Below are 25857 nucleotides of genomic sequence, written 5' to 3'. Positions count from 1 at the left end.
TTCACCCGCCGAACGGACGGTGATCATCCCATGAGCGGTCTGTCCGTCACCCCGCCGACGCCCCTCGCTCCGCCCGCTCGGGAGGACGATGCCGGGCCACCGATCGCCCAGCGCACGAACCGCGGATCCCACGGACGACAGGGGCGCCCACTCTGGCTCGCGGGAACCTGCCTGCTCGGCGCGCTCATTGTGCTGGCTCTCCTCGCCCCGCTCTTCGGCTCGCCCTACACCATCCACACCGAGGGGCTGAGCCAGCAGGGCCTTCCCTCCGGCTTCGGTGCCGCCTCCCACCTCATGGGGACGGACGCCATCGGGAGAGACCTGACATCACGGTCCCTCCACGGCCTGCGGGCGACGCTCGTGATCGCGCTCGTCGCCAACCTGACCTCCGTGGGCCTGGGCACTGTGGTCGGCCTCGTCGCCGGCTTCTACCGGGGCTGGACCGAGCAGGCGCTGATGCGGATTGTCGACGTCTTCCTCGCCATCCCCACCGTCCTGTCCGGCCTCGCCCTGGCCAGCATCGTCGGCCGCGGCACCAGCGGAATCATCGTTGTGGTCACCGCCCTGTACTGGGCATGGACGGCCCGGCTCGTGTACGGCGAGACCGTACGCCTGCGGGGCAGAGGCTTCGTCGAGGCCGCCCTGGCCCACGGCGTCCGGCCGCGCACGGCGCTGCGGCGCCATGTGCTGCCGCACCTCTCCACCATCCTGCTCAACGTGGCGGCCCTCAACGGAGCGGCCGTCGTGGTGGTCGGCGCAGGTCTGTCCTACCTCGGCGCCGGCATCCAGCAGCCCACCCCGGAACTCGGCAACCTGCTGGCCGAAGGCTCAAGAACAATAATGTACGCCCCGCATACCCTGCTCGTGCCCCTTGCCCTCATCGTCGCGACTGTCCTCGCCTTCGTGCTCATCGCGGAAGGCCTGAACCGCCGCAACCCCCTTTCGGAGCGACGCTCATGGCTCGACGCATAGCCATCCGCCTCCTGCTGGGACTCTGCACCGTCACCGCGGTCGTCCTGCTGACCTTTGTCCTGCAGTACGTACTGCCCGGAGACCCGGCACGCAGCATCGCCGGTCCCAAGGCCGGTCCCGAGGTCCTGGCAAGGATCCGTGAACAACTACACCTCGACGACCCCCTGTGGTCGCAGCTCGTGCACTACTTCTCCGGCGTCGCCACCGGTGACCTCGGCAACTCCTACGCACAGGACGAAGCTGTCCTCCCGCTCATCCTCGACCGGCTTCCGGCCACCGCCCTGCTCGCTGCTGCGGCCTTGCTGGTAGAAGTCGTGATCGGCGGCCTGTGGGGTGTGTGGGAAGCCCTCCGTCCGAAGCGGAGTTGGCTGCTGGCCACCGTCAACGTGGGGCTGCTGTCGATCCCGCCGTTCTCGCTGGGATTCCTGCTGCTGCTCGCCTTCGCCTACCAACTGCCTGTCTTCCCCATCGACGGGGGTACCGGCGTCATGAAGATCGTCCTGCCGGCACTGACCCTCGGCGTCCTCGGCGCCCCCTACTACGCCAACGTCGTCCGTGACAGCATGCGCGAATCGCTGGCCTCCGCCTATGTGCGTACCGCCGTCTCGAAGGGGATGCGCCGCCGGCGGATCGTGGCACGCCACGTGCTGCGCAACACCGCGTCCCCGGTGGTCACGCTGCTCGGCATGGACGTGGCGGTCTTCCTGTCCGGCGTCGTCTTCGTGGAGAAGATCTTCGCCTGGCCGGGCATCGGCCAGATGCAGACCGAGGCCTTCGCGGACCTCGACCGGCCCGTGCTCACCGGCACGGTCATCGTGGCCGCCGTCATCGTGGTGGCCGCCAACCTCATCGCCGACCTCACCCGGACATTGATCGACCCACGCGCACAAATGGAGGCGCTGTGACCGTCACCGAGGTTCCCCGGCCCGACACCCTGGGCAGCGAGGTGAAGATCGAGCGTCTCAGTGTCACCTACGGCTCCTTCACTGCAGTGCGCGATGTCAGCCTGACCGTGCCCGCCGGCACGACGACCGCACTGGTCGGCGAATCAGGATCCGGCAAGTCGACCCTGGCCTTGGCCGCCAGCAGGCTCCTTCCCCCCGGCGCACGCATCAGCGCCGGATCGGTCGTGGTCGACGACACCGACCTCGCCACCCTGACCGGCAAGCCACTTCGTCAGGCACGCGGACGCGTTGCCGCCTACCTGGCCCAGGACGCCTCTGCCGCGCTCAACCCGGTCATCCGCGTCGGCCGTCAGATCGGGGAAGTCCACCGGCTCCGCGAAGACGCCAGCCGCAGGCAGGCCGACACACTTGCCCTGGAAGGTCTCGCGGACGTCGGCATCTCCGACCCCGAACGCGTTGCGCGTCTCTATCCGCACCAGATCTCCGGCGGCATGCGCCAGCGCGTCATGATCGCCACAGCGCTCGCCTTCCGCCCCCAGCTCCTCATCGCGGACGAACCGACCACCGCGCTCGACGTGACGGTGCAGGCCGAGATCCTCGCCCTGGTCAGCCGACTGCAAAAGGAGTACGGGCTGACCGTGGTGTGGATCACCCACGACATGTCCGTCGTCGCCGAACTGGCCGACCGCGTCGCGGTGCTGTACGGCGGACGCCTCGTCGAGCACACGGACGTGCTCTCCGCGTTCGAATCACCCCGCCACCCCTACACCCGCGCCCTCCTCGAGTGCTTCCAAGGCAGCCGCGATGCCGCTCCCAAGGAGCGGTTCACCACCATCTCGGGCAACCCGCCCGTGGGCGGCCTGCCCACCGGCTGCCCGTTCCACCCGCGATGCCGGGACGCCAGCTCAGAATGCCAGACCGCTCTCCCCGAGCCGCAGCTGGTGGCCACTGGGCATCACGCGGCCTGCCACCGTCTGGAGGACCTCCGATGAGGCGGACCGAACCCGAGGGAACCCCGAGCACCACACCCCTGCTTCAGGCGTGCGGAGTTACCAAGCGCTATGGATCCTTCACGGCGCTCAACGCGGTGGACCTGACCGTCGAAGCCGGCCGGACCGTCAGCATCGTCGGCGAGTCCGGTTCGGGAAAGACCACTCTCGCCCGGATCCTGGTCGGACTGGAACGCGCGGACCGGGGCACCGTGCTCCACCGGGGCCGGCCGGTCCGCGGCCGTCGCGCCCGGCGAGAGTTCCAGCGCAGCGTCGGCATGGTTTTCCAGGATCCCTACGAGTCGATGGACCCCCGGATGACGATCGGTGAGGTGGTCGCCGAACCGCTGCGCGCCCACGGGCTCCACGGCCGTGACGGGGAACGCCGCATCCGCGAACTCCTCGACTCCGTGGGCATGGAGGGGGCCGAGCCCGACGCCTACCCGCACCAGTTCTCGGGCGGCCAGCGCCAACGCGTGTGCATCGCCCGAGCCCTTGCCACCGACCCCGAACTGGTCATCTGCGACGAACCCACATCGGCCCTGGACGTCTCGGTGCAGGCCCAGATCCTCAATCTGCTGCTCGACCTCCAGCGCGAGCGCGGGCTGGCTTACCTCTTCATCACTCACGACCTGGACGTCGTCCGCAGAATCAGTGACGAGGTCGACGTCCTGTTCCGGGGCGATGTCGTCGAACGGGGCAGTGCCGAGAAGGTCACCCGGACGCCCGAGCACGCCTATACCCGCAAGCTGCTCGACGCCCTCCCGGCCGACTCTCCGCGTGACCGCCGAATCGGTTCGCCGATCGCGTGACGACCGCCCCCGCCGCACCGCGAACCCGCAGGAGAAGCACGTATGAGCTCCTCGACACCTCCCACCGTCACCAAGCTCATGATTCCCATGAGCGACGGCGTACGGCTGGCCGCCACCCTCTACCTGCCGGACCGCGACGAACCCGCCCCGGCCCTGCTGGAGGCCCTCCCTTACCGCAAGGACGACATCCTCGGTGCTGAGTCACGGCCGGAATACGCACGTCTGCGCGATGAACACGGATATGCCGTCTGCCGGGTAGACGTCCGGGGCACCGGCAGCTCTGAGGGGCTCGCGACAGACGAGTACCCGGCGGGCGAGACCGACGACCTCTGCGAGGTCATCGCGTGGCTCGCCGCCCAGCCGTGGTGCAGTGGTGCCGTCGGCATGTTCGGCACCTCCTACAGCGGTTTCAACTCCTTGCATGTGGCCATGCGCAGACCGCCTGCCCTGAAGGCCATCGTGCCCATCTACAGCTCCGACGACCGTTTCACCGACGACGTCCACTACATGGGCGGTGCCCTGCGCCTCATCGACCTCGTCGACTACCCCGCCTACATGTCGGCGCTCAACGCGCTGCCGCCCGTACCTGCCCTGGCAGGGGCCCATTGGCGCGAAAAATGGCAGGAGCGGCTGGAGAACACCGAGCCTTGGCTGCTCAGCTGGCTCGAGCACCAGCGGCACGGCCCATTCTGGCAGCGCGGCTCCGTCCGCCCCCACTACGACCGAATCGCCTGCCCCACAATGATCGTCGCGGGCTGGGCCGACGGGTACCGCAACAACTCCTTCCGCACCGTGCGAGGTCTCGCCGAAGCGGGCACGCCGTACCGGCTGGTGATCGGTCCATGGAGCCACATGGCGACCGACAGTTCCTTGCCCGGACCCCACAGCGACCTCGTGCCCGAAATGGCCCGCTGGTTCGACCGCTGGCTGCGCGGCACAGACAACGGCATCGACCGCGAGCCGCCGATCATGCTGTTCACCCGTCGTTCCACGAGGCCGGAACCCGACCTGGCTCAGATCAGAGGAGCCTGGCGCGCCGAACCGCAATGGCCCCCGGAGCGCGGCACCGAGCCGGTGCTCGCCCTCTCGGGTGAGGACCGGGTCCTCACCGTGCGCCCGTCAGTGGGAACCGCCGCCTGGAACGACTGCGCCGGCTCCCTCCCCTGGGGCCAGCCCACGGATCAGCGGTACGACGACGCCGACTCGCTCACCTGGGAGTGGGGAACCGGTGAACTGGCCGACGGCCCTGTGGAGATACTCGGCCACCCGCGCGCACGGCTCTCCCTCACCTCGACCGCCCCCGTCGCGTACGTGTCCGTCAAGCTCTGCGATGTCTTCCCCGACGGCACATCGGCGCTGATCACCCGCGGCGTGCTCAACCTGACGCGGCGCAACGGCCATGACACCGCCCCCGTGCCCCTCATCCCCGGCGTCGCCGAGAATGTCACCGTCGAATTGAACGCGACATCCTGGATCCTGGAAGCCGGCCACCGGCTGCGCATGTCGGTGGCAGGTACCGACTGGCCCAACATCGCCGCGCCCCCTGAGCCCTGTGACCTGACGCTGCACGCATCCGCCGGCGCGCTCCACCTCCCGTTGGTGCCCGGCGCCGCACCGCCTCCCGCATCGGACGGGGCAGCCGCTGCCGATCCCGTTGCCTCGGCAGACGCGGCAGGCGTCACCTGGCGCATCGAACGGGACGTCCTGGCCCGGACCACCACCTGTGCGGTCGGCCACGGTTCCACCTGGGCCACCACCGAAGGGACGGGCTGCGAGGACCGGTACACCGGCCGGGTCACGGTCGACGACCGCACCTTCGAACAAACGGTGACCGCTCACTCCGCGTTCACGGTCGAGTGGCCCGAGGCCACCGTCACCGCGACGGCGGACCTCCATCTGATGGCACGTCAGGACCATTACGAAACAAAGATCACCGTGCGTGCCTTCGACGACGGCCGACAAGTCTTCGAGCGCCATTGGCGACGGGATGTCCCCCGCGACCTCGGCTGACGCCCTCACCCGGGCGCGGCGCCGAGTCCTGTCCGCACCCTTCCCCCGGAGCCACCATGAGCACCCGCCACGAGGGTTACGTCGCCCTGCTGCGCACCCCCGGTGTCCCTCGGATCGTGCTGCCGTCGGTGATCGCCCGCCTCCCCATCGGTATGACAGCCGTCCTGCTGATCCTGCTCGTCCAGCAGGGCACCGGCTCGTACCGCACGGCGGGGCTCGCGATGGCCGTGAACTCGTTGGCCTTCGCCGCGACGGCCCCCTGGTTCGGACGGCTGGCCGACCGTGGCCACGCCGCTGCCGTCATCCTCATCACCGGCTGCGCCCACCCTGTCGCCTTGATCGGCCTGCTGCTCGCCGTGCACGTCTCGGCGCCGGACTGGGCCGTCCTCGCGGGTGCGGCGGCAGCAGGCGGCATCTGCCCGCCGGTCGCCGCCGTCACCCGGGCCCTGTGGCCCCGACTTGTCGACGAGGACATGCGCCCCACGGCCTACGGCCTGGAAGCGGTGCTGGCCGAACTCACCTATGTCCTGGGCCCGATGGTTGCCGGCATTGTCCTCGCGGTGGCCGGGGCATCGGCAGGTCTGCTCGTCGCGGCCGCGGCCGTTCTCGCGGGTTCCGTCGGCCTGGCGCGGGCGCGGCCCGTGCGCGAGTTCCGCGCGGCTCCCGCGACGGGCCCCCGCCGTCATGTGCTCGCCTCTCCTGCTCTGCGCGCCGTGCTGTTGGTCACTACGGTGACCTCCGTGGCGTTCGGTATCCTCGAGGTGGCGGTGCCCGCGTTCGCGGTGGAGCACGGTTCGCCCGCCGCCGGAGGCATCCTGGTCGCCCTGTGGTCGACGGCCAGTGTCATCGGGGGCCTGCTCTACGTCCGCCGCAGATGGAAGTCCCCGCTCACCCGGCAGTTCGCCGTGCTGACCGGCGCCAACGCGGTGTCCTTCGCGCTGCTGGCGCTGGCCGATGAGCCGTGGCAGCTGGGTGTCCTGCTCGTCCTCGGCGGCGTGCTCCTGGCGCCGGCCGCCGCGGTGGAGTACGCACTTGTCAGTCATGCGGCGGACCCGTCGGCTGCGACGCAGGCGTTCACCTGGTTCGGCACCGCCGCCTATATCGGCAGTGCGGTGGGCGGCGCGCTCGGCGGCGCGCTGGTCGCGCCCCTGGGACTGACCATGGTCTTCCTGGCGGCAGCCGCCTGCGGACTGCTGGGAGGCGTGTGCGCCTGGCGAGTCGCTACTCTGCTGAGAGGTGTCTGACCTGCGGTGCTCTTGAAGGCGCCGCCTGAGCCGGGTCCCGTCGGGGCCCGGCTCGCACTTGCGGCGGCGGGCTCCGACGGCGTGGTAGTGCGTGCGATGAAGGGGAATAAGGTAACTGCTGTGGCGCGGAAACGGGTGGAACTCAGGCGCGAGGAGATCCTCGAGGCGACGATTGAGCAGATTCAGCAGCGCGGTATCGCGGCGGTCCGGGTGGCGGACGTCGCCACCGCGCTGGGCGTCAGCAACGGACTGGTCTTCTACCACTTCGAGAGCAAGGAAGCGCTGACGCAGGAGGCGTTCGCCTATGCCGCGCGCCGGGACCTGGATGTCCTGCGCGCCACCTGCTCGCGTTCCGTCCCGGCGGCGGTGCGTTTCAAGTCCGTGGTGCGCCAGTACGGCCCGACGGGCAAGGCGCTGGGCTGGAGGCTGTGGATCGACGGCTGGTCGACCGGCCTGCGCGAACCCGGCCTGCGTGCGGTGATGCGCTCCATGGACGAGGACTGGCGAGGCGCCATTACCGGCTTGATCGAGGAAGGTGTCGAGACGGGTGAGTTCTCCTGCGACGATCCGGTCGAAGCCGCCTGGCGGATCACCGCGTTTCTGGACGGTCTGGCGGTGCAGCTGGTGGCCAGGGGCGGTCAGCTGAAGAAGACCAGGACGACGCAATGGGTGAACTCCTTCGTGGCGCGTGAACTGGGCATCGACGCCGCGCTGCTGGAGCCCGGACGTCCTGATCCGCGGTGACTCCGGAGCTTGTCTGCCCGGCACCGCACGCGATGCCGGGCAGGCAAGCTGATGCCAGTCGGTCAGCCGACCACGGGGCGAGCTTTGCGCCCCGTCGAGATCACCAGGTACATCGCCGCCAGGATCAGCAGTCCGCCGACGACCGTGCGCGAGGCCAGCGCGGAGCCGACCAGCACACTGAACAGCGCCACGAACAACGGTTCGGATGCCATGACCACGGCGGCGCTCGTCGCTGAGACGCGTGCTTGGGCCCAGGTCTGCACGGCGTACATTCCGAGGGTCGCCATCAGGGTCAGATAGATGAGCCAGCCCCAGCCGGCGCCGGTGTCGGGCAGGTCGAATCCCGTGGGTACGGCCCAGCACGCCCCCAGGGCGCCGGTGCCCAGCAGTTGCAGCGCGGCGAGTCCGTAGACCTTGTCCCGTTCGGCGTACTGCGCCAGCAGGACCATCTGCAGGGCGTATCCCAAGGCGCCGCCAAGCGTGAGCCAGGTGCCGAGGCCGAGGGAGACCCCGTTGAAGGAGATCACGGCCAGGCCGGCGGTCGCGGTGAGTGCCGCGCCCCACACAGCCGGGGCGATAGCCGTCTTGAACAGCAGGCGCGCCACCAGCGGTGTGAGGACCACGAACAGCGAGCACAGAAAGCCGGACTGGGCCGCTTCGATGTAGAGCTGCCCCTGGGTCTGCAGCAGTGCGCCGGCCGTGAGGCAGCAAGCGAGGCCGAGGCCTGCCAGCGTGTGGCGGCGCCCGAGTGTGAGCACCGCCTTCGGCCTGATCAGCAGCATGATCAGGCCCGCCAGAAGGAAGCGGCCGGCGATCAGGCTCGGCGTCGACATCTCCGGCAGGATCCAGACCGTGGCGATGTAACTCCATCCCCAGACGGCGGCCGCGCACACGAGTGCGATCAGCGCGCTGCGGTTTCCGGCGTTCAACGCCGGGGCGACGGCCTGCGTGGGCATGGTTGCGGTCACGGCAGTTCCCCCTCTGATGGAAGCGGGCCGGAGAGTGCGGAACCCCGGCCGGACGGACGATCCGCGGCCCTTGCTGAGCTGCGGCTACCGAAGGCTATCTTTTGACTGATGAGTCAGTCAAAAGGCATTGACACTACTGCTGATCCGGCGTTCAGTAGTGGTGCTGGCGCCGCACAGGTGTCGCGCTATTACTGACTCACTGGTCAGTAGTAATTCCCCATGAGAGCGACTGGAGGCCCCCAATGACCGACCTCCCCACCGAGTTGTGCAGCCTGACCGAGGAACAGCAGGACATCGTCGACCTGTGCCGCGCCTTCGCGCGTGAGGAGATCCGCCCCATCGCCCAGGACGTGGATGAAGCCGACACAGTCACCCCCCGGGGGCTGTGGAGCAAGGCGGCCGCGGTGGGCATCACCGGCTTCATGCTTCCCGAGGAGTACGGCGGCGGAGGCTTCACCGACGTGTTCACGCAATGCCTCGTGCAGGAGGAGCTCTGCGTGGGCGACCTCGGCATCGGCAACCTGCTGTGCTCCAACGGATTCTTCGCCGACCCCGTGCTGGAACTGGGCACCGAAGAGCAGAAGCGGACATGGCTCACGCCGCTGACCGGTACCGACAGTCCCTTGACCTCTGTCGCCACCACCGAGCCCTCCTCCGGCTCCGATGCGGCGTCCATCACGACCACCGCCGTCCGCGTCCCCGGCGGTTACCGGCTCAACGGCCAGAAGGCGTGGATCTCGAACGCCGGCGAGGCCGGGCAGTACGTCGTCTTCGCCAAGACCGACCCGACCCAGCGTGCCCGGGGCATCAGCGCGTTCCTGATGCCCGCGGACACCGACGGCGTCACCTTCGGCGAGCCGATGAAGAAGATGGGCCAGCGAGCCATCGTCTGCCGGGAGATGTTCTTCACCGACGCCTTCGTCCCCGAGGAGAACCGACTCGGCGAAGAGGGCCAGGGCTTCTACGGCCTGATGCGCACCTTCGACGTCTCCCGCGCCGTACTCGGCGCGGCCGCCACCGGCATCGCCCGGGCCGCCTACGAGTACGCCCGCGACTACGCCCGCGAGCGCGTGCAGTTCGGCAAGCCGATCATCGAACACCAGGCCGTCGCGTTCCGCCTCGCGGACATGCGCAACCGCATCGAGCAGTCCCGCCTGATGACCTGGCGGGCCGCCAAGCGACTCGACGCCGGACTGCCCGCCACGGCCGAGGCAGCCATGGCCAAGCTCACCGCCTCCGAAACCGCCGCCTACTGCACCTGGGCCGCCGTCCAGACCCTCGGCGGCTGGGGCTACTCGCGCGAGTACCCGGTCGAGCAGTGGATGCGCGACGCCAAGCTCGAGGAGATCGAGGAAGGCACCTCCGACATCATGCGTCTCATCATCTCGCGGACCCTCTAATGGCCGGCCACCGTCCCCCGCCCCCTGCCCTCAGGCCGTTGATGAGCGGCGGTCAGGCACTGGTGCGCGCACTCGCCGCACACGGCGTCGACCTGGTCTTCGGCATCCCCGGTACACACAACCTGGAGATCTACGCCCACCTCGGCGGGTACGACGTCACGCACGTCACTCCGCGCCACGAACAGGGCGCCGGGTACGCCGCCGACGCCTACGCAAGGACCACCGGCCGACCCGGCGTGGTGATCACCACCACTGGCCCCGCCCTGCTCAACGCCTCGGCCGCCGTCGGCCAGGCCTACTCCGACAGCGTGCCAGTCCTGGTCATCTCACCCGGTATGCCGCTGCGTCACCCTGAACTCGCGACGGGCCAGCTCCACGAGATGCGCAGTCAGAGCCAGGCTATGGCCGCCATCGCGGCGTTCAGCCACAGGGTGACCTCGGTCGCCGAGATCGACGCCGCCGTCGCACGGGCCTTCGCCCTGTTCCGGTCCGGCCGGCCTCGCCCCGCACACATCGAGATCCCGCTCGACCTCCTCGACTCCACCGAGGCTGTCGACGAACGGCCGCGCACCGCAACTCGCGCCGCGCCCCTGCGGGCCGACGCCGGGTGCCTGCGCCGCGCGGCCGAAACGCTGCAGCGGGCCGAACGCCCCGGAATCGTCCTGGGCGGCGGCGCCCGCACGGCCGGCACGGACTGCCTCCGCCTGGCCGAGGCCCTGGGCGCACCCGTGGTCACGACGGCGAACGGCAAGGGAGTCGTCCCCGAGTCCCATCCACTCGCCCTCGGCGTCGCCCTGCACACCGCCACCGTCCAGGACTGGCTTGCCGACTGCGATGCCGTCCTCGTGGTCGGGAGCGAGCTGGCCGAGTCCGACTTCTGGCGCACCCCGTCGGCCGTCGGCGGCACCCTCATCCGTGCCGACATCGACCCCGGCCAGATGTACGCCGGGCAGCCCGCCGACATCGCCCTGGTCGGCGACGCCGCCGTCGTGATCGACGACCTCCTGGCCCTGGTCCGCGTGCAGACGGCATCCGCCCACCGGGACGGAGCCGTACGCAGTCCCGGGGGTCGCGAGCGGGCCGGCGCGCTCTCCCGTGTCATGCGCGACAAGCACCGCTCGGAGAACGCCGCCCGTGACGCCCGCTGGCTGCCCTATCTCGCGGCGATCCGCAAGGTGTTGCAGCAGGATGCGGTGGTCACGTCCGACAGTGCCATGTGCTGCTACTACGGTGCGCTGCCGCACCTGCCCCTCGACCCGCCCGGCCGGATGCTCCACCCCACCGGCTTCGGCACCCTCGGCTACGCCCTGCCCGCGGCCATCGGCGCCAAAGTCGCCGACCCCGACCGTGAGGTCGTCGCACTGAGCGGCGACGGAGGCCTGCAGTTCTCCGTCCAGGAACTGGCCACGGCCGCGCAGCTCGGACACCCCCTGCCCGTCATCGTCTTCGACAACGGCGGCTACGGAGAGATCCGCGACGAGATGACGGCCCGTGGTGATACGCCCGTGGCCGTCGACCTCCCGGCCCCGGACCTTCCCGCCCTCGCCCGGGCCTACGGCGGCCAGGGCACCAGAGTCTCCACCCCCGAGGCTCTGGCAGCCGCTCTGGCCAAGGCGCTGAACACCAGTGGCCCCACCGTCATCGTCGTTCCTGAGGAGACCACACCATGACCAGCAACCGACCCCACGCCGGAACCCCGTCAGCCGACGGTCGGCCGCCCCTGCTGAGCGTCACCTGGACCGACCACGTCACAGGCCGCAGCGGCTACCTGGTCATCGACCGGCTCGTCCGCGGCGTCTCCAGCGGCGGCCTGCGCATGCGAGCGGGCTGCACTCTCGACGAGGTCCACGGCCTCGCCAAGGGCATGACCATGAAGGAGGCGCTGCACTACGACCCAGCCGCTCGCTACATCCCGCTCGGCGGCGCCAAGGGCGGTATCGACTGCGACCCCGCCGACCCCGACGCGTACGGCCTGCTCGTGCGTTACCTGCAGGCCATGGGCCCGTACATCGAACGTTTCTGGACGACCGGTGAAGACCTGGGACTCACCCAGAGCCTGGTCGACGAGGCGGCCGCCGATGCCGGTCTCACCAGCTCCATCCAGGCGGTCTTCCCACTGCTGGAGGACGAGGACAAGGCCCGCGCCCGGCTCTCGGACGCCTTCGGCGTCGAGGTCGACGGCATCGGGCTGGGCGAACTCGTCGGAGGCTGCGGAGTCGCGGAGGCCGCCCTGGCCACCCTCGACCGGGACGGAGTGCCGTACGCCGGCAGGCGCGTCGCGGTCCAGGGCCTGGGCACCATGGGTGGCGCCACTGCCCGCTTCCTGGCCCGAGCCGGATTGAAGATCGTCGCCGTGTCCGACGTCCGGGGAACCATCGCCAACCCGGACGGCCTCGACGTCGAAAGGCTGCTCGCGGCCCGCGATGAACACGGCACTGTCTCCCGCGACGTACTGCGCCCCGAGGACACCAAGCTGCCCGGCGACGCCTGGCTGGCGGCCGACGCCGACATACTCGTCCCGGCAGCCGTCTCGTACTGCATCACCCCGGACAACGAGAGCCGGATCACGGCCCGTTACATCGTCGAGGCCGCCAACATGCCCGTGCTGCCCGCCGCGGAGACGCTGCTCGCCGCACGTGGTGTCACCGTGCTGCCCGACGTGGTGGTCAACTCCGGTACGAACGCCTGGTGGTGGTGGACGCTCTTCGGCGACGTCGACGCCGACGCCGAGCAGGCCTTCGCGAAGGTCCGCTCCTCGATGCGTGCCCTGATCACCACCATGCTCGACCGGGCCACCACCGAGCGCCGTACACCCCGCTTGGCAGCGCACGCCATCGTCGAGGACCGGCTGCCGCTCATCGCCGACACCTTCGGGCGGTTCCGATGACGACCGTCATGCGCCCGGACAACGGCACTCCACTGACCCCGGCACCCGTCACCGGCCTCTTCGACCCCGGGTCGGTCGCTGTCGTCGGCGCCTCGGACAACGTCGAGAAGTGGGGCCACTGGATCGCCCGCGGCGCCCTGGCGGGCCAACGACGGCGGCAGGTGCATCTGGTGAATCGACGCGGTGGCAGCGTACTCGGCTCGCCGTGCCACACCGGACTCGACCGTCTGACCACGTCCCTAGAACTGGTCTGCGTGGTCGCCCCGCCGCACTCCGTGCGCCCCATCGTCGAGCAGGGGCTCGCACTAGGCGCCCGGTACTTCGTCGTCATCACGGCCGGCGTCGACGTCCCCGGCCTCACCGCCGCCGACGCCGAGGCGGAACTGGCCGCCCTCGTCCGCTCGCGCGGCGCCCGTCTGCTCGGCCCCAACTGCATGGGAGTCGTCGACACCGGCACCGACCTGCGGCTGTCCTGGGGCGACTTCCCGGCTGGGAACGTCGGCATGGTCTCGCAGAGCGGAAATCTCGGACTGGAAATCGGCCGCCTGCTCGGCCGCGCCGGCCAGGGCTTCTCCCGGTTCGTCTCGCTGGGCAACCAGCGGGACATCGACGCCACCGAGGCCATCGAGGCGCTGATCGCCCACGAACCCACCCGAGTCATCGCCGCCTATGTCGAGGACGTGCGCGACGGACGCCGATTCGCCCGGACGCTGGCAACTGCCCGGGACGCCGGAAAACCCGTTCTGCTCCTCACCGTCGGCCGCAGTGCGGCCTCGCAACTGGCGGCCGCCTCCCACACCGGCGCCCTGGTCAGCGACAGCGCCGTCATGGATGCGGTCTTCACCGCAGCGGGCACCCTCCTGCCATCGTCGGCGGGAGCGCTCGTCGACGCCGCGCTCACCCTGCTCGCCCCGGCGTTGCCGGCCGGACGGCGCATCGCGGTGGTCGGCGACAGCGGTGGTCAGGGCGCCCTGGCCGCCGACGCCCTGACCGGTGAGGGCCTCGAGGTGCCCGTACCGGCCGAGTCCACCGCCACGACGCTCGCCGCCCGCCTGCCGGCCGCTGCCGGTGTGCACAACCCGGTCGACCTCGCCGGAGCGGGCGAGGCCGACCTGGGTACGTACGCCGCGGTCGCCGAGACGCTCCTCGCGAGCGGCGACGCCGACGCCGTACTGCTCACCGGCTACTTCGGCGACTACAGCACCGGCACCGCCGGCCTGCTGGAGAAGGAGTGCGCGGTCGCCGGTGCACTGGCCGACGCCGTACACGCCACGGGCCGTCCGCTCGTGGTGCACTCGATGGCTCGTGACACGCCCGCTCTGGCCGTGCTGCGCGAGCGAGGAGTTCCGGTCTACGAGCGCGTCGACCAGGCGGCATCCGCCCTCGCCTCCGCCGAACGCTGGGCGCGCGGCCGCCTGGACGCGGCGGCCGGAACCGTACTCGCAACTGCGGACAACCCACCGGTCCCGCCGGCCGGCCGGCCGCTGCCCGACGGAGACTACCGCACGGTGCGCGCCCTTCTGCATGCGTACGGAGTGGAGTTCCCCGAGGCGGCATTCGTATCCGACCCCGACGAGGCCGCGCGGGAGGCCGATCGCATCGGTTACCCGGTGGTGCTCAAGGCCATGGGCCTGGCACACAAGACCGAAGCGGGTGGTGTGGCCCTGAACCTCGCCGACGCCGAGGAACTGCGCGCCGCCTTCACCAGGATGCACGACGCGGTCGGGGCCGGTGCGTACGCCGTCGAGCGGATGGTGCGCCGCCCCCACGCGGTCGAGCTGATCGTCGGCGTTCGCCGGGACCCGGCCTTCGGCCCGGTCGCCATGGTGGGAATCGGCGGTGTCACCGCCGAACTGCACGCCGACACGGCTCTCGGCCTCGCGCCCCTGAGCGAGGACCGTGCCCGCACTCTGCTCGCCTCGCTGCACCACACGCCCCTCCTGCGCGGCTGGCGCGGAGCCCCGGCAGTCGACCTGGCCGCGGCCGCCCGTGCCGTCGCGGCCGTCTCGCGGGCCGCCTGCGACCACCCGGAGCTGGCTCAGCTCGAAGTCAACCCGCTGGTGACCCACCCGGGGGGAGCCTGCGCGCTGGACGCGCACGGCGTCCTCACCGGCGAGGGATCCCCGTAACTCCACTCCGAAAGGTTGCCCCCATGAACAGCGCTCAGCCCTACACCGACCGCACCATCATCGTCACCGGCGGCGGCAGTGGCATCGGACAGGCCATCGCCGTTGCCCTGGGTGATGTCGGCGCCCGCGTTGTCGTCGCCGGCCGCAGCGAGGACAAACTCCAGGAGACCGTCGCCCTGCTGGTGGGCAAGGGAGCCGAAGCCCTGGCCGTTCCCATGAACGTTCGCGACCCGGAGGCGGTCCAGTTGATGGTGGACCGGGCCGTAGAGCGGTTCGGACGGGTGGACGGCCTGGTCAACAACGCGGCCGGCAACTTCATCTGCCCCGGCATCGATCTCAGCCCCAACGGCTGGGGCGCCGTCGTCGACACCGTCCTCAACGGCACCTTCTACTGCACCCGGGCTGTGACCCGGCAGATGCGCGCACAAGGAACCGGTGGGGCGGTCCTCTCCGTCATCGCCTCCTACGCGTGGCACGGCCACCCCGGCACGGTCCACTCCGCCGCCGCGAAGGCCGGTGTCCTGGCGATGACCCGCACCTTGGCGGTCGAGCTGGCCCCGATGGGCATCCGGCTCAACTGCATAGCCCCCGGCCCCACCGAGACCGAGGGCGCCGGTGCCGCCCTGTGGCCCACGGAGGAGGACCGGCAGCGTGTGCTCTCCTCCGTCCCGGCGGGGCGCTTCGCCGACCCCGCGGAGGTCGCGGACGCGGCGCTGTTCCTGCTCGACCCCCGCACTTCCTACCTGACGGGGGACGTACTGACCCTCGACGGCGGCCAGTGGCTGGGCAAGAAGGTCTACGGTGTACCAACTCCCGGCTGAGCCGTCGGCCGCAGGCAGAAGCGTCGGGTGCCACTCCCGGCCACGTCACCCCGGTGCGGAGGCCACAAGCGACGAGCGATGGCCTCTGCACCGTTCGCATGTCGGGTCAGCCGTCACTGGCGGTGCGTCAGCACTGAGAAGGCGCGGGTCATACGCCTCGGATGGTATGGCGCCACGCCATTGGGGCTCGTGGGAGCCGTGTACGCGGTGAACCTGGACCTCGGCGACGCGGGGGCGCCGTGCGGGAGGCCTGCGCATGGCCGTGGAGGCGCTGGCACTCAGCGCATAGGTGATGCAGTCTGAGCTAATACGAGATACAATTGCACCGTGGTGATGCATTTAGTCTCAGGTCGGCGCATTGGCGCCGGGTCGCCGGTCCTCTGGCACTTCCAGGCCGACTGCGGCCACGCGGTACTGGCCATATCGGAGAAGTCCCCAGTCCTGCGCCGGTCTTGTCGGCGGGGTGGTGATGACTGCTCGAGGGCCGGTCACGCCCACTGCCTGTTGAAGACTGACTGATCAGTCACTAGTAGTGGACGGGTGCGGCCTCCAGCGCGATGACCGCCGCGTCCTCGTCTGCCGGCCCGCGGCCGGCAACCGAATGGAACAGGGAGAATAGATGGCAACCGCGTTGCGTTGTGGATGGCTGGCCGACGTCGAAGCCGGTGAGATGCTGCCCGACAGGACGGTGCTCGTCGACGGCGAACGCATCGTCGCTGTGCAGCCCGGCTCCGCGCCGGTGCCCGAGGGAGTGGAAGCCATCGATCTGGGTGAGGTGACGCTCAGCCCGGGCCTGATCGATCTGCACACCCATCTGATCGGTGTGGCGGCCTGTGGCGACTCCGCCCAGGAGCTCAAGCAGAGCGCCGCGCGGCAGGCCCTCGACGGCGTGGACCACGCCCGTGACACCGTGCTCGCCGGTTTCACCACTGTTCGCGACGTCGGCACGTTTCGCGCCTTCATCGACACGGAGCTTCGCGACGCGATCAACAGGGGCACCGCGATCGGACCACGTATGGCCGTCGCCGGCGCGTACGTCACAGTGTCCAGCGGAGGCGGGATGATCACCGGTCTCGCGCACGACATCGAACTGCCCAAGGACTTCCGCTTCGGTTCCGTCCGGGCCGTGGACGACACCCGCGAGCGCGTGCGGGAGATCCTCCATGGCGGCGCCGACCTCATCAAGCTCATCGCGACCGGCGCAGTAATGGCTGCCGGTACCGTCCCCGGCGCCCCGGAACTCACAGAGGCCCAGATGCGGGCGGCCGTGGAGGAGGCCGCCCAATACGGCGCGTACGTCGCCGCGCACGCACACGGGGCCGCGGGCATCAAGATGGCGGTCCGCGCCGGCGTCCGTTCCATCGAGCACGGCTGCTACCTGGACGACGAAGGCATCGCGCTGATGCTGGAGCACGGTACGTACCTGTCCGCCGACATCTGGTGGAGCGATTGGCTGACTGAGCATGCCACCGACGCCGGCTTCGACGCGGAACAGCAGGCCAAGAACGACGACGCGACCGAGTCCCAGCGCCTGGCCTTCGAGAGGGCGGTCCGCGCCGGAGTCAGAATCGGATTCGGCACGGACGCGGGCGCGTTCCCGCACGGCATACAGGCCAGGCAGCTTCAGACCATGCGGACGTACGGCATGACCCCCCTGGAGGCGCTGCGCGCTGCCACTCTCACCAGTGCTGAGTGCATGGGCTGGGAGGAACGGGTCGGATCGATCACCCCGGGCAAGTACGCCGACCTCATCGCCGTCCCCGGAAGGGCCGATGATCCGACCGTGTTCACCGACGTCCGGTTCGTGATGAAGGGCGGCGCCGTCCTGAAGAACGACCTGCCGGACCACGCTCCAGAGAGAGCACTGAGGGGATGGGCGGGTCAGTGAGCGCGCTGGGCGTGCCCGGAACCTCCAGAGATACGGAAAGGAGCTTTCTCATCGACGGGTCGGCCGGCTTCAAGGCCCGAAGCGTGGAGAAGGAGGAGCGGTGCGCGTGCTGATGGTCGAGGCCGATCCGTATGCGGCTCGTGAACCATGACCCGCGACGTCGTAGGAGGCCCAGGTTGACCATCCGCAGGCGGCTTACTCTGACTTACGGGGGCTTCTTCGTCGTCTCCGGAGCCGCGTTGATCGGTCTGTTGTACGTGTTCATGAGCGTCGGCCCGACCTACGCATGGCCCCAGCCTCCCGGCCCGGGCGGGACATCGATCCACGAGACGGCCGAGTTGCAGATGGCGCCGCGCACGAGTGACATGGCGACACCGGTGCAAGAAGGCCTCTTCACCACGATTTCCGTCGAGGCCAAGTCGGACCTGTTGGGCGCGCTGCTGATCTTCAGCGCTGCGGCACTCGCCATCCTCACGGTGGTCGCCCTTGTACTTGGCTGGTTCCTGGCCGGGCGGCTGCTCGACCCCCTGGAGCGCATCACCCGGGCCGCGCGCTCGGTGGCGGGCGCCAACCTGCACGAGCGCGTCGCGCTCGACGGTCCGCAGGACGAGATCCGTGAACTGGCGGACACCTTCGACGACATGCTGGAGCGGCTGGACGCGTCCTTCGAGGCACAGCAGCGGTTCGCTGCGAACGTCTCGCACGAGCTTCGTACGCCACTGACGGTGATCCGCACTGTATTGCAGGTGGCGCTGGCCGACCCGGAAGGGCATGACCTGAAACACGTCGGCCCCCGGTTGCTGGTGATCAACCAGCGCAGCATCGAGGTCACCGAAGCACTGCTCGCCCTGGCCCGCGCCGACCATGGCGCACTTAAAATCAAGCGGGTCGAACTGGCGGACGTGCTGGCCGAAGTGTGCCGGCAGGCGGAGGACGCGGCAGCCCAGCACGGAGTGACCATCGAGCGGGACGCTGCCCCCATGTGCGTCGCCGGTGACCGAGTGCTGCTGCTCCAGCTGGCCACCAACCTCCTCGACAACGGGATCCGGCACAACCACCGGCACGGCAGGGTCTCACTGCAACTGGAACAGGAAGCAGCACACGCCGTGCGGTTGACGGTGCGCAGCACTGGCCGACAGCTTCGCCCGGAGGAAGTGGAACGGATTTTCGAGCCGTTCCACCGACTGGAACCCAGCCAGGCATCGGCCGGCCAGCCCGGCGGCCACGGACTAGGCCTCGCTATCGTTCAGTCGATCGTGCGGGCACATCACGGAACCCTGAAGGCGGCGCCCTTGCCGGGCGGGGGGCTGGAAGTCAACGTGACGCTTCCGGCGGTCGGATCCGACCAGGCATAGCCGCTACCAGCCTCGGAAGGGCCGGCCACGGCTACTCATGAGTACGGCAATAGCTCACCGGATATCGCCGGCCGACGTGTAGGTGAGGGGCGCACTGGTGGAGTTTCCTCAGGCGCAGGAGCTCTCGCCGGGGGAGCAGCAGTGCATCATGGCCTCGCCGACGAACTGGCCGATGCCTAGCCGAGCCGTACCGGCCGAGCTCGCCATCGTCCTCCCAGACACCCGACATCTTCATCGCCGGGACGGCATCGTCACTGGGCCGTCCCCGCCCGATTCAGAACCCGGTTTGTTGACGGGTCAGCGTGCGGTTGGTTCAGCGGTGGCGGCGGGCTTGGCGGGAAGGCGGGCAGCGGGCTCTGTGTTCACGCGGTCCTGCTTGTCGTCCGAAGCTGAGCGAGGCGTTGTTCGACGTGCTGGCGGAGGAGTTGGCCAAGGGGCCGGGTCGCGCATGGCTGGCCGGGAGCAGAGGTGGAGCCTGGCGCGGATCAAAACGCTCATCGGCCGCAGGTTCCACAAGAGCATGACGCTGTCCGGGATCTCGCAGATGCTCAGAGTTGCAGGCAGCGGCATAACGAGAACCCTCAACACCGCTGTCCGAGAAGCCCAGGGCCCCTCAAAGTGTTCTACGCCGGGGAACAGGTGGTGCTGGTCTGGGACGGGCTGTCCGCCCACTGGAGCCGTGCCATGCGTGCCTGGGTCGCCGAACAGGACTGGCTGACACTCGAACGATTACCCGCCTACGCGCCCGAGCTCAATCCGGTGGAACTCCTGTGGTCGGCGATCAAGAAACGCGAGCTCGCCAACCTCGCCGGCGACCACCTCGCCGATGTCGCCGACGCCACCGAACGAGGCATCCACCGCATCGGCCAGAACAACCAACTTCCCTGGTCCTTCCTGGCTCACACCGGACTCACCATCCAGCCACCACACCAACAGAACTAACGAAAACCTCAGTAAGGGGGCGGTCAAGCCGCGGCTGTCGCCGTGGGTGGGGCTGTGGGGGTGAAGAGCCGACTGTCCCGCAGGAGGGCACAGAGGACGGCGACTCGTCGGCGGGCGAGGGCGATCACGGCCTGGACGTGCGCCGAAGCGGCGGCTGGTACGCGCTGCTGACCACGCTGGGGCAGGTCCGCGCACCTCACACTTCGTCATCCGACGCGGAGGCGGTAACCCGCGCCGCGCACGGTCTCGATGCGGTCGGCTCCGAGTTTGCGGCGCAGATACCGGACGTACACGTCGACGACGTTGGAGCCGGGGTCGTAGTCGAACCCCCACACCTGGCTCAGCAACTGTGCGCGCGTGAGCACCTGGTCCGGGTTGCGCAGGAATACCTCGGCGAGCGCGAACTCGCGGGCCGACAGCTCCACAGGGTGTTCGCCGACATGGATCCGGCGCGTCCGCAGATCCAGGGCGAGTTCGCCGGCCCGCAGGACTGTCGCCTCCGGCGCCGGCCCGGTGCGCAGCCGGAGGCGGACCCGGGCGAGCAACTCCTCGAAGGCGAATGGCTTGCGGATGTAGTCGTCGGCTCCCCCGCCCAGTCCGGCCACGGCGTCGGCCACGCTGTCGCGGGCTGTGAGGATGATGACCGGCGTGCTCACCCGGGCCTCGCGGAGCTGGCGCAACACGGTGAACCCGTCCAGCACCGGCAGCCCGATGTCGAGGATCAGCAGGTCGAAGGCCCCGGTACGTGCGTGCTCGCAGGCGGCGAGGCCGTTCGAGACGGAGGTGGTGACGAACCCCTGCGCGCGGAGCCCCTTCTCCAGGAACGCGGCGATCCGGGCCTCGTCCTCGGCGATGAGGATGCGGCTCATGAGGCTTCTCGTGCCAGAGGACCGCGGACCGGGACCTCCAGGATGAACCTGGCGCCTTCCCCGTCCGACGACTCGACCCGGGCCGTACCCCCGTGCGCCTCGGCGATGCCGCGGACGATCGCGAGCCCGAGGCCGGTCCCCCCCGGCTCCCCCTCGCGTGGCGGTCGCGGCCCGTCTCGGCGGACGAAGCGTTCGAAGATGCGTTCATGGTCACCGGCGGGCACACCGGGCCCGTCGTCACGGACCCACAGCGTCACCCGGTCGTTGCGGACCGCCGAGCCAACCTCCACCAGGCCGCCGTCTTGGGTGTGCCGCACCGCGTTGGCAGCGAGCTGCATGAGCGCCTGCGTGACCTGCTGCCCGTCCGCCTGCATGGTCACCTCGGCGAGGTGGGCGACCCGCCAGTCCCGGCGGGCGAGCGCGCGAGCCTTCGCGACCACCTCGACCGTGAGGTCCGCCACGTCGACCTCGTCGATGGCGAGAAAGTCCGGGCGCCCAGTCCTCGCCAGCGTCAGCAGGTCGTCCACGATGCGGTTCATCCGGCTGAGCTCGTCCAGCACAAGTGCCCGCGTCTCGGCCACCTCCTCGAGGTTGTCGCCCGCCAGTTCGAGGTGCCCTCGGATCACCGTGATCGGGGTTCGAAGCTCGTGCCCCACGTCGTCGAGGAAGCTCCGCTGTGTCTCAAAGGCCTGCTCCAGCCGGTCCAGCATGTGGTTGAACGTCCGGCCGAGCGCCGCGACCTCGTCGTCACCCGAGACGTCGAGCCGCCGGGTCAGGTCGGATTCGCCGATCCGCAGCGCGCTGCGCCGCATCATCCGGAGCGGTGCCAGCACCCGCCCGGCCAGGCTCCAGCTTGCGGACCCGGTGACCACAAGCGCGGCGAAGGCGGTGAGCGCGAGTACATTGATCGCCTCGTCGATCTCGCGTCGTTCGTGGGTCTGGAACTCCAGGACCACGAGCGCCGCTCGGTGGCTGTCGCCGACCACTCGTACCGGAACGACCGCGTACCGGACGCGCCCGGCGGGGCTGTCGGTCCATCCGGCGGTGGGCTCACGCGCGCCGGCGATCCGGGTGATGAAGGCGCTGTCCCGGTCGAGACGGGCTGGAGCCGGGTACGGGCTGCGCCGGTCTGGTCTCCCGTCCACGACGGTGAAGAACGTCTCGTCCTCTTCGGGCACGTTCTCGGTGAGGTACCGGGTCATGAGTGTGGACGCATCCGAGAACTGCCGGCCCGTGCTCGGGTCGCGGGCGGTGTCGGCGAATCTGCGCAGCTTCGCCACCTCGCGCGCCAACTCCGCGTTCTGCTGCTGATCGATCCGCATGAGCAGCACCGTCCGAGTCATCAGGACTGACGTTGCGAGGGCCAGCCCGACGAGGAAGGCCATCCAGCCGACGATGCGCACCCGGGCGGTGAGCGTCTGGCCGGGACGCCCTCTACGACCCGTCGTCATCGTCATCGTCGTCATCGTGGTTGTCGTCATCGTCGTCGCTGCAGGGCGGCGGTTGAGGCTGCGGCGCCGGCGCTCCGTTGTCCGCGTCAGGGGTGTGGCTCGCCCAGGGATCCAGCGGAGACAGCTGGTCGTTCGGCGCTCCTGGCGGCTGGTCTTCGGCCGCGGCGGGCCGGGTGACGACGACAGGAGGACCGAGGTCCAGCGGGGCCTCCCGGTTCATCCACAGGATTCCGGCGGCCAGGCCGCCCGCCGGAACCGCGAGCGCGAGCACCACGATGGCCGCCGCGCGGCGCCCCGCGAAGGCGCCCCACCGGCGCTCGCTGGGCAGCCGGGCGGCGTGCGCTACGGGATCCCCACCAGTTGACGGCGTCACCATGAGTCCCCTACCGACGGTCGTCCATCTGTCCATTCGCCCCACGCGCCAAGGGAAACCGCCGAAGCTATCCGTCCGGTCGGCGACGCCACTCTTGGTTGCCCCATCGTCAATCAGGTTAGCCAAAGCCGTACTTCCGGGTGCGGACAGCGGTACATCGAGTCCTCTCAGCATCGCGGGCATTCAGTCGATCACCGTCCGGAAAGGGGGCCGGGGCCTACTTCCCGCCCGGCCCCCCACGTCCGGCTCACCTCCGGGGCGGAACTAGTCCGTTTCGATGTCCAGCGGCGGGTCAAACGCGGCCGCCACGTCGTCGAGGCCGACGAACTTGAAGTTGGTGTTATCGCGCGGCTCTCCGGCCTCGCCGGGCACGTCCGGGGTGTTCTTCCCGTCCGCGAGGACGAGCAGCCCCTTGCCGAACCGTCCTAGCGGGGCGTTCGCGACGTCCAGTCCATCGGTCTCCTCGGTCGCGTCCACGTCACCCTGACCGTTGGCGGTCGTGAAGCGGCCGACGAACTCGTTCTCGCCCGCACGCTGGTAAACCGCGTAGCTGTTGTTGCCCTGGCTCGAGACGACCAGGAATCCCTCATCGTCATCCGTCTCGACCAGGGCCACGCCCTCGACGTCAGTGGACAGGTTCTTGCCGCCGAAACCGGGATCCGGCCCACTGACCTCGCACTCCTCGGTCTCCGGGTTGAAGGTGGCCGGCACACCGAACTCCTTCGCCTTGTCGATGAGCTGCGGCTCGAACGACTTCAGTGTCGCGTCCACCCGCCACAGACCCACCTGCTCCTGGCCGATGTACGCGACTCCCTCCTCAGCGTCGACGACGAGGCCCTCCTGCTGAGGGGCCTCTCCCGGATCCTCGCACGGCGTGAAGGTAGTGCCGTCGGGAAGGTCGAAGGTGGTGGGCATGTCGGCCGTGCGCACGCGCTCGTACCCGACCGAGCCGTCAGCCCGGGCCTGCAGACGGAACAGCCCGAGGGTCGGTGTGTGCTCGCGGCTGACCAGGGCGTACACCTCTTTCTTCCGCTCGAAGAGCGCGAGCCCGTAGGCGTTGAACTGCTTGTTGACCTCGGCCTGGTCCTTGGAGAAGAGGAACGGGGATGCCGGGTCGGTGATGTCGGTCAGCGGCTGGGTCTTCTTCTCGGCCGCGTCCGGGGAGATCGCGAAGATGCGCAGCTGGTCGCGACCGCGGTCGGTGACCACAGCGATGTCTCGCTTGGCCCTGCCCAGGCTGGCCTTCTGCAGCACGGCGACGTTGTTGAACCTGCCTGGCTCGTCCTCGGGTCCCGGCGCGGCCGGAGCGGCGATCCGCTGGATCTGCTCGCCGTCGAGGTCGAACACCGAGAGCCCCGCGTTCTTCAGCGTGCCGAGCACGATGCTGTCATCGGCCCGATCCGGATGCACCCATATCGCTGGGTCGTCGGCATCGGCCTCGCCGCCTGCCGTGTCGTCGAACTCCGGTTGCGTCTCCACTGCCGGCGTGACGGTTCCCGGCGAGCCCGAGGCGGCGCTGGGGAACTCGCCGGCGAAGGCGAACGGCAGGGCCAGGCTGGCCATCACGCTTGCGGCGAGTGCCGCCAAGGCGAGCCGCCTCTTCGGACTGCGGACGATTCGGTGTTGGGTCACTGTGCCTTCCTTTCCAGTACGGAAATCGGTTTCACGGCCTGGCAGGCTCCTCGGGTCGGGCACGGCATTCCATGGTCGTCGGGCTGCCACCCCGGGCTGAGACGTGATCCGGCCGGGCCGGGGTCCAGCATTTCCTCGTGATGTGAGCCGCCCATGAGACCTAGATGAGAGACTTGCCATTCGGTAGCCGCGAAGTGCAGATGTCAGCTGCTCACCGGCCCGTTCAATTGCGTCTACGACCCCTCCGGGCTCGGCACCGCGCTGTTCGCCTTCTTCGCCGGCACGGCCGAGTCCGAACGCGAGTACATCCGGGAGAAGTCCCTCGAAGGCCAAGCCTCCGCCCGCGAGCGCGGCCGCCACGGCGGGCGGCCCAAGGTGGGCGACGACGACATGGCCACGTACGCGCGCTCCCTACGGGCCCACGGCGTTGCTTTCCCTGAGTCGCCCGCAAGCTCGTCATCCCGTCCGGCAAGAACAAGGCCAGCACCGGTGGCCACCGTCTACCGCATCCTCGCCGAGGACGACACCACTGAACCCGCCTCCTGATCATCGCGCTCAGCTACATGTCACTTCGTTCGCCATTCGTTAACGGCCCGTCGGTGGTGAGTTCAGCGTGACTGATTCCCAATGATGGTTGTCAACCATCTGGACGCTGTATCCGCTCCGCAGCGGGGCGTGAACATCAGGGCTTCAGACTGTGCATGGGCGCCCGGTCCAGTATCTCGATGTACATGATCCGGCTGTACACGACGTCGAGGACCAACATGCCCTTCGAAGGCGAGAGCGGCACGCACCGGTGGCCCTCGCCATACGGCTTGCCCTGCTGGTGCACCGCTGTGTGGATGCTCTGACAGAAGTCGTCGCCACAGTCGCACATGGCGACCAGACGGACATCCCGCACGCAGATTGCCAACTCATGCTCCCTGAGCTTGTTCCGCTTTGACGGACACCGTCGGTGTGGTGGTCAGGCTGCGAGTGCGGTCTCGTAGTCGGCGGGGCTGCGGTAGCCGAGGCTGCTGTGCAGTCGGTGCAAGTTGTACCAGCCCTCAATGAAGTCGAAGATCGCGGTGTGGGCGGCGGCCCGGCTGGGCCAGGGACTGGTGTCGAGCAATTCCCGTTTGATGGTGGCGAAGAACGACTCGGCGAGGGCAGCTGCCCGCGATATTCCCGCGCCGCCCGCTGCCGATTCCCCACACCCACCGCAAAACCTCCAGCTCACAGGGGTGTTGCGACGACCGGTTGAATCCGCCTTGCTTGGACTCAACCGGTCGTCGCAACACCGGCTTCTTGGACCAAGAGTAGGTGTTCGTCGAGGGCTTCGGCGGGTGTCTTCTATCCGAGTGTTTTGCGGTGTCAACGCTCCCGCAAAATTGGTTCTGGATCACTTTCCGTGCAGAGCCACGGAGCGTCACCGAAGCCGCGAACATGAGCGGTTGTGGCTGACGAACTCCTCCAAGACCTCTGGT

22 protein-coding genes and 1 pseudogene are annotated in these 25857 nt (G+C 69.4%); 16 read left to right on the top strand and 7 right to left on the bottom strand.

All coding sequences use genetic code 11. The annotated features are described in order from the left end of the window. The first annotated feature begins 30 nt into the window (after positions 1 to 30). From AB0D12_RS37460 to AB0D12_RS37430, 7 genes are all read left to right on the top strand, one after another. Positions 31 to 972, top strand: coding sequence for an ABC transporter permease (locus AB0D12_RS37460; RefSeq protein WP_362693467.1), 942 nt, complete (start codon positions 31 to 33; stop codon positions 970 to 972). Next, entirely contained in the window at positions 957 to 1877 is a 921-nt protein-coding gene (locus tag AB0D12_RS37455; protein ID WP_362693464.1) for an ABC transporter permease, read from the top strand. The genes AB0D12_RS37460 and AB0D12_RS37455 overlap by 16 nt, the downstream gene beginning before the upstream one ends. Next, positions 1874 to 2869, top strand: coding sequence for an ABC transporter ATP-binding protein (locus AB0D12_RS37450; protein WP_362693460.1), 996 nt, complete (start codon positions 1874 to 1876; stop codon positions 2867 to 2869). Before AB0D12_RS37455 ends, AB0D12_RS37450 begins: the two co-directional genes overlap by 4 nt. After that, positions 2866 to 3678 carry an ABC transporter ATP-binding protein gene (locus AB0D12_RS37445; RefSeq protein ID WP_362693457.1) on the top strand — a complete coding sequence of 271 codons (813 nt, stop codon included), beginning with the start codon at positions 2866 to 2868 and terminating at the stop codon, positions 3676 to 3678. Before AB0D12_RS37450 ends, AB0D12_RS37445 begins: the two co-directional genes overlap by 4 nt. Positions 3679 to 3720: 42 nt before the next feature. Beyond that, positions 3721 to 5688, top strand: a complete 1968-nt coding sequence (locus AB0D12_RS37440) for a CocE/NonD family hydrolase (protein ID WP_362693454.1) — start codon at positions 3721 to 3723, stop codon at positions 5686 to 5688. A 56-nt stretch (positions 5689 to 5744) separates the two neighbouring features. After that, a complete protein-coding gene (locus tag AB0D12_RS37435; protein WP_362693452.1) occupies positions 5745 to 6932 on the top strand; it encodes an MFS transporter in 1188 nt (395 codons plus the stop codon). A 120-nt stretch (positions 6933 to 7052) separates the two neighbouring features. Beyond that, positions 7053 to 7676: a TetR family transcriptional regulator C-terminal domain-containing protein gene (locus AB0D12_RS37430; RefSeq protein ID WP_362693449.1), complete on the top strand. Its 624-nt coding sequence runs from the start codon at positions 7053 to 7055 to the stop codon at positions 7674 to 7676. A gap of 62 nt (positions 7677 to 7738) precedes the next feature. On the opposite strand, the gene AB0D12_RS37425 is transcribed toward AB0D12_RS37430, so the two are convergent. Continuing rightward, positions 7739 to 8644, bottom strand: a complete 906-nt coding sequence (locus AB0D12_RS37425; protein WP_362693446.1) for a DMT family transporter — start codon at positions 8642 to 8644, stop codon at positions 7739 to 7741. Positions 8645 to 8886: 242 nt separating this feature from the next. Between AB0D12_RS37425 and AB0D12_RS37420 the strand changes: the two genes are divergently transcribed. The 9 genes from AB0D12_RS37420 to AB0D12_RS37380 all read left to right on the top strand — a co-directional run bounded on the left by AB0D12_RS37420 (position 8887) and on the right by AB0D12_RS37380 (position 20066). Continuing rightward, complete coding sequence (locus tag AB0D12_RS37420; protein ID WP_362693443.1) at positions 8887 to 10044, top strand: acyl-CoA dehydrogenase family protein; 1158 nt, start codon at positions 8887 to 8889, stop codon at positions 10042 to 10044. 41 nt (positions 10045 to 10085) lie between these two features. Next, the gene (locus tag AB0D12_RS37415; protein WP_362693439.1) at positions 10086 to 11714 is read left to right on the top strand and encodes a 5-guanidino-2-oxopentanoate decarboxylase; all 1629 of its coding nucleotides are present in this window, start codon (positions 10086 to 10088) and stop codon (positions 11712 to 11714) included. Then, entirely contained in the window at positions 11711 to 12931 is a 1221-nt protein-coding gene (locus tag AB0D12_RS37410) for a Glu/Leu/Phe/Val dehydrogenase dimerization domain-containing protein (RefSeq protein ID WP_362693436.1), read from the top strand. The genes AB0D12_RS37415 and AB0D12_RS37410 overlap by 4 nt, the downstream gene beginning before the upstream one ends. Continuing rightward, complete coding sequence (locus AB0D12_RS37405; protein WP_362693433.1) at positions 12928 to 15060, top strand: acetate--CoA ligase family protein; 2133 nt, start codon at positions 12928 to 12930, stop codon at positions 15058 to 15060. The genes AB0D12_RS37410 and AB0D12_RS37405 overlap by 4 nt, the downstream gene beginning before the upstream one ends. A 23-nt stretch (positions 15061 to 15083) precedes the next feature. After that, a complete protein-coding gene (locus AB0D12_RS37400) occupies positions 15084 to 15881 on the top strand; it encodes an SDR family oxidoreductase (protein ID WP_362693430.1) in 798 nt (265 codons plus the stop codon). A gap of 619 nt (positions 15882 to 16500) precedes the next feature. Continuing rightward, complete coding sequence (locus AB0D12_RS37395; RefSeq protein WP_362693427.1) at positions 16501 to 17769, top strand: amidohydrolase family protein; 1269 nt, start codon at positions 16501 to 16503, stop codon at positions 17767 to 17769. A gap of 176 nt (positions 17770 to 17945) precedes the next feature. Next, positions 17946 to 19124 (top strand): ATP-binding protein, encoded by a 1179-nt coding sequence (locus tag AB0D12_RS37390; RefSeq protein WP_362693423.1) that lies wholly within the window; start codon positions 17946 to 17948, stop codon positions 19122 to 19124. A gap of 148 nt (positions 19125 to 19272) precedes the next feature. Further along, entirely contained in the window at positions 19273 to 19842 is a 570-nt protein-coding gene (locus AB0D12_RS37385; protein WP_362693504.1) for a winged helix-turn-helix domain-containing protein, read from the top strand. Beyond that, on the top strand, positions 19743 to 20066 hold the full coding sequence (locus AB0D12_RS37380; protein WP_362693420.1) for a transposase: 324 nt from the start codon (positions 19743 to 19745) through the stop codon (positions 20064 to 20066). The genes AB0D12_RS37385 and AB0D12_RS37380 overlap by 100 nt, the downstream gene beginning before the upstream one ends. A 206-nt stretch (positions 20067 to 20272) precedes the next feature. On the opposite strand, the gene AB0D12_RS37375 is transcribed toward AB0D12_RS37380, so the two are convergent. The 6 genes and pseudogenes from AB0D12_RS37375 to AB0D12_RS37350 all read right to left on the bottom strand — a co-directional run. Beyond that, positions 20273 to 20935: a response regulator transcription factor gene (locus tag AB0D12_RS37375; RefSeq protein WP_362693417.1), complete on the bottom strand. Its 663-nt coding sequence runs from the start codon at positions 20933 to 20935 to the stop codon at positions 20273 to 20275. After that, a complete protein-coding gene (locus AB0D12_RS37370) occupies positions 20932 to 22392 on the bottom strand; it encodes a HAMP domain-containing sensor histidine kinase (protein WP_362693415.1) in 1461 nt (486 codons plus the stop codon). The genes AB0D12_RS37375 and AB0D12_RS37370 overlap by 4 nt, the downstream gene beginning before the upstream one ends. Next, positions 22370 to 22762, bottom strand: coding sequence for a hypothetical protein (locus AB0D12_RS37365; protein WP_362693412.1), 393 nt, complete (start codon positions 22760 to 22762; stop codon positions 22370 to 22372). The genes AB0D12_RS37370 and AB0D12_RS37365 overlap by 23 nt, the downstream gene beginning before the upstream one ends. Before the next feature lie 261 nt (positions 22763 to 23023). Further along, on the bottom strand, positions 23024 to 24391 hold the full coding sequence (locus tag AB0D12_RS37360) for a phytase (protein ID WP_362693409.1): 1368 nt from the start codon (positions 24389 to 24391) through the stop codon (positions 23024 to 23026). 682 nt (positions 24392 to 25073) lie between these two features. Next, a complete protein-coding gene (locus AB0D12_RS37355; RefSeq protein ID WP_362693405.1) occupies positions 25074 to 25304 on the bottom strand; it encodes a hypothetical protein in 231 nt (76 codons plus the stop codon). Positions 25305 to 25355: 51 nt separating this feature from the next. After that, positions 25356 to 25532 (bottom strand): annotated as a pseudogene (locus tag AB0D12_RS37350) (IS3 family transposase); the annotation flags it as partial. Between the last annotated feature and the right edge of the window lie 325 nt (positions 25533 to 25857).

This window comes from Streptomyces sp. NPDC048479, assembly GCF_040651435.1.
Classification (GTDB): Bacteria; Actinomycetota; Actinomycetes; order Streptomycetales; family Streptomycetaceae; genus Streptomyces.
This window is presented reverse-complemented; position numbering and strand designations above follow the sequence as displayed.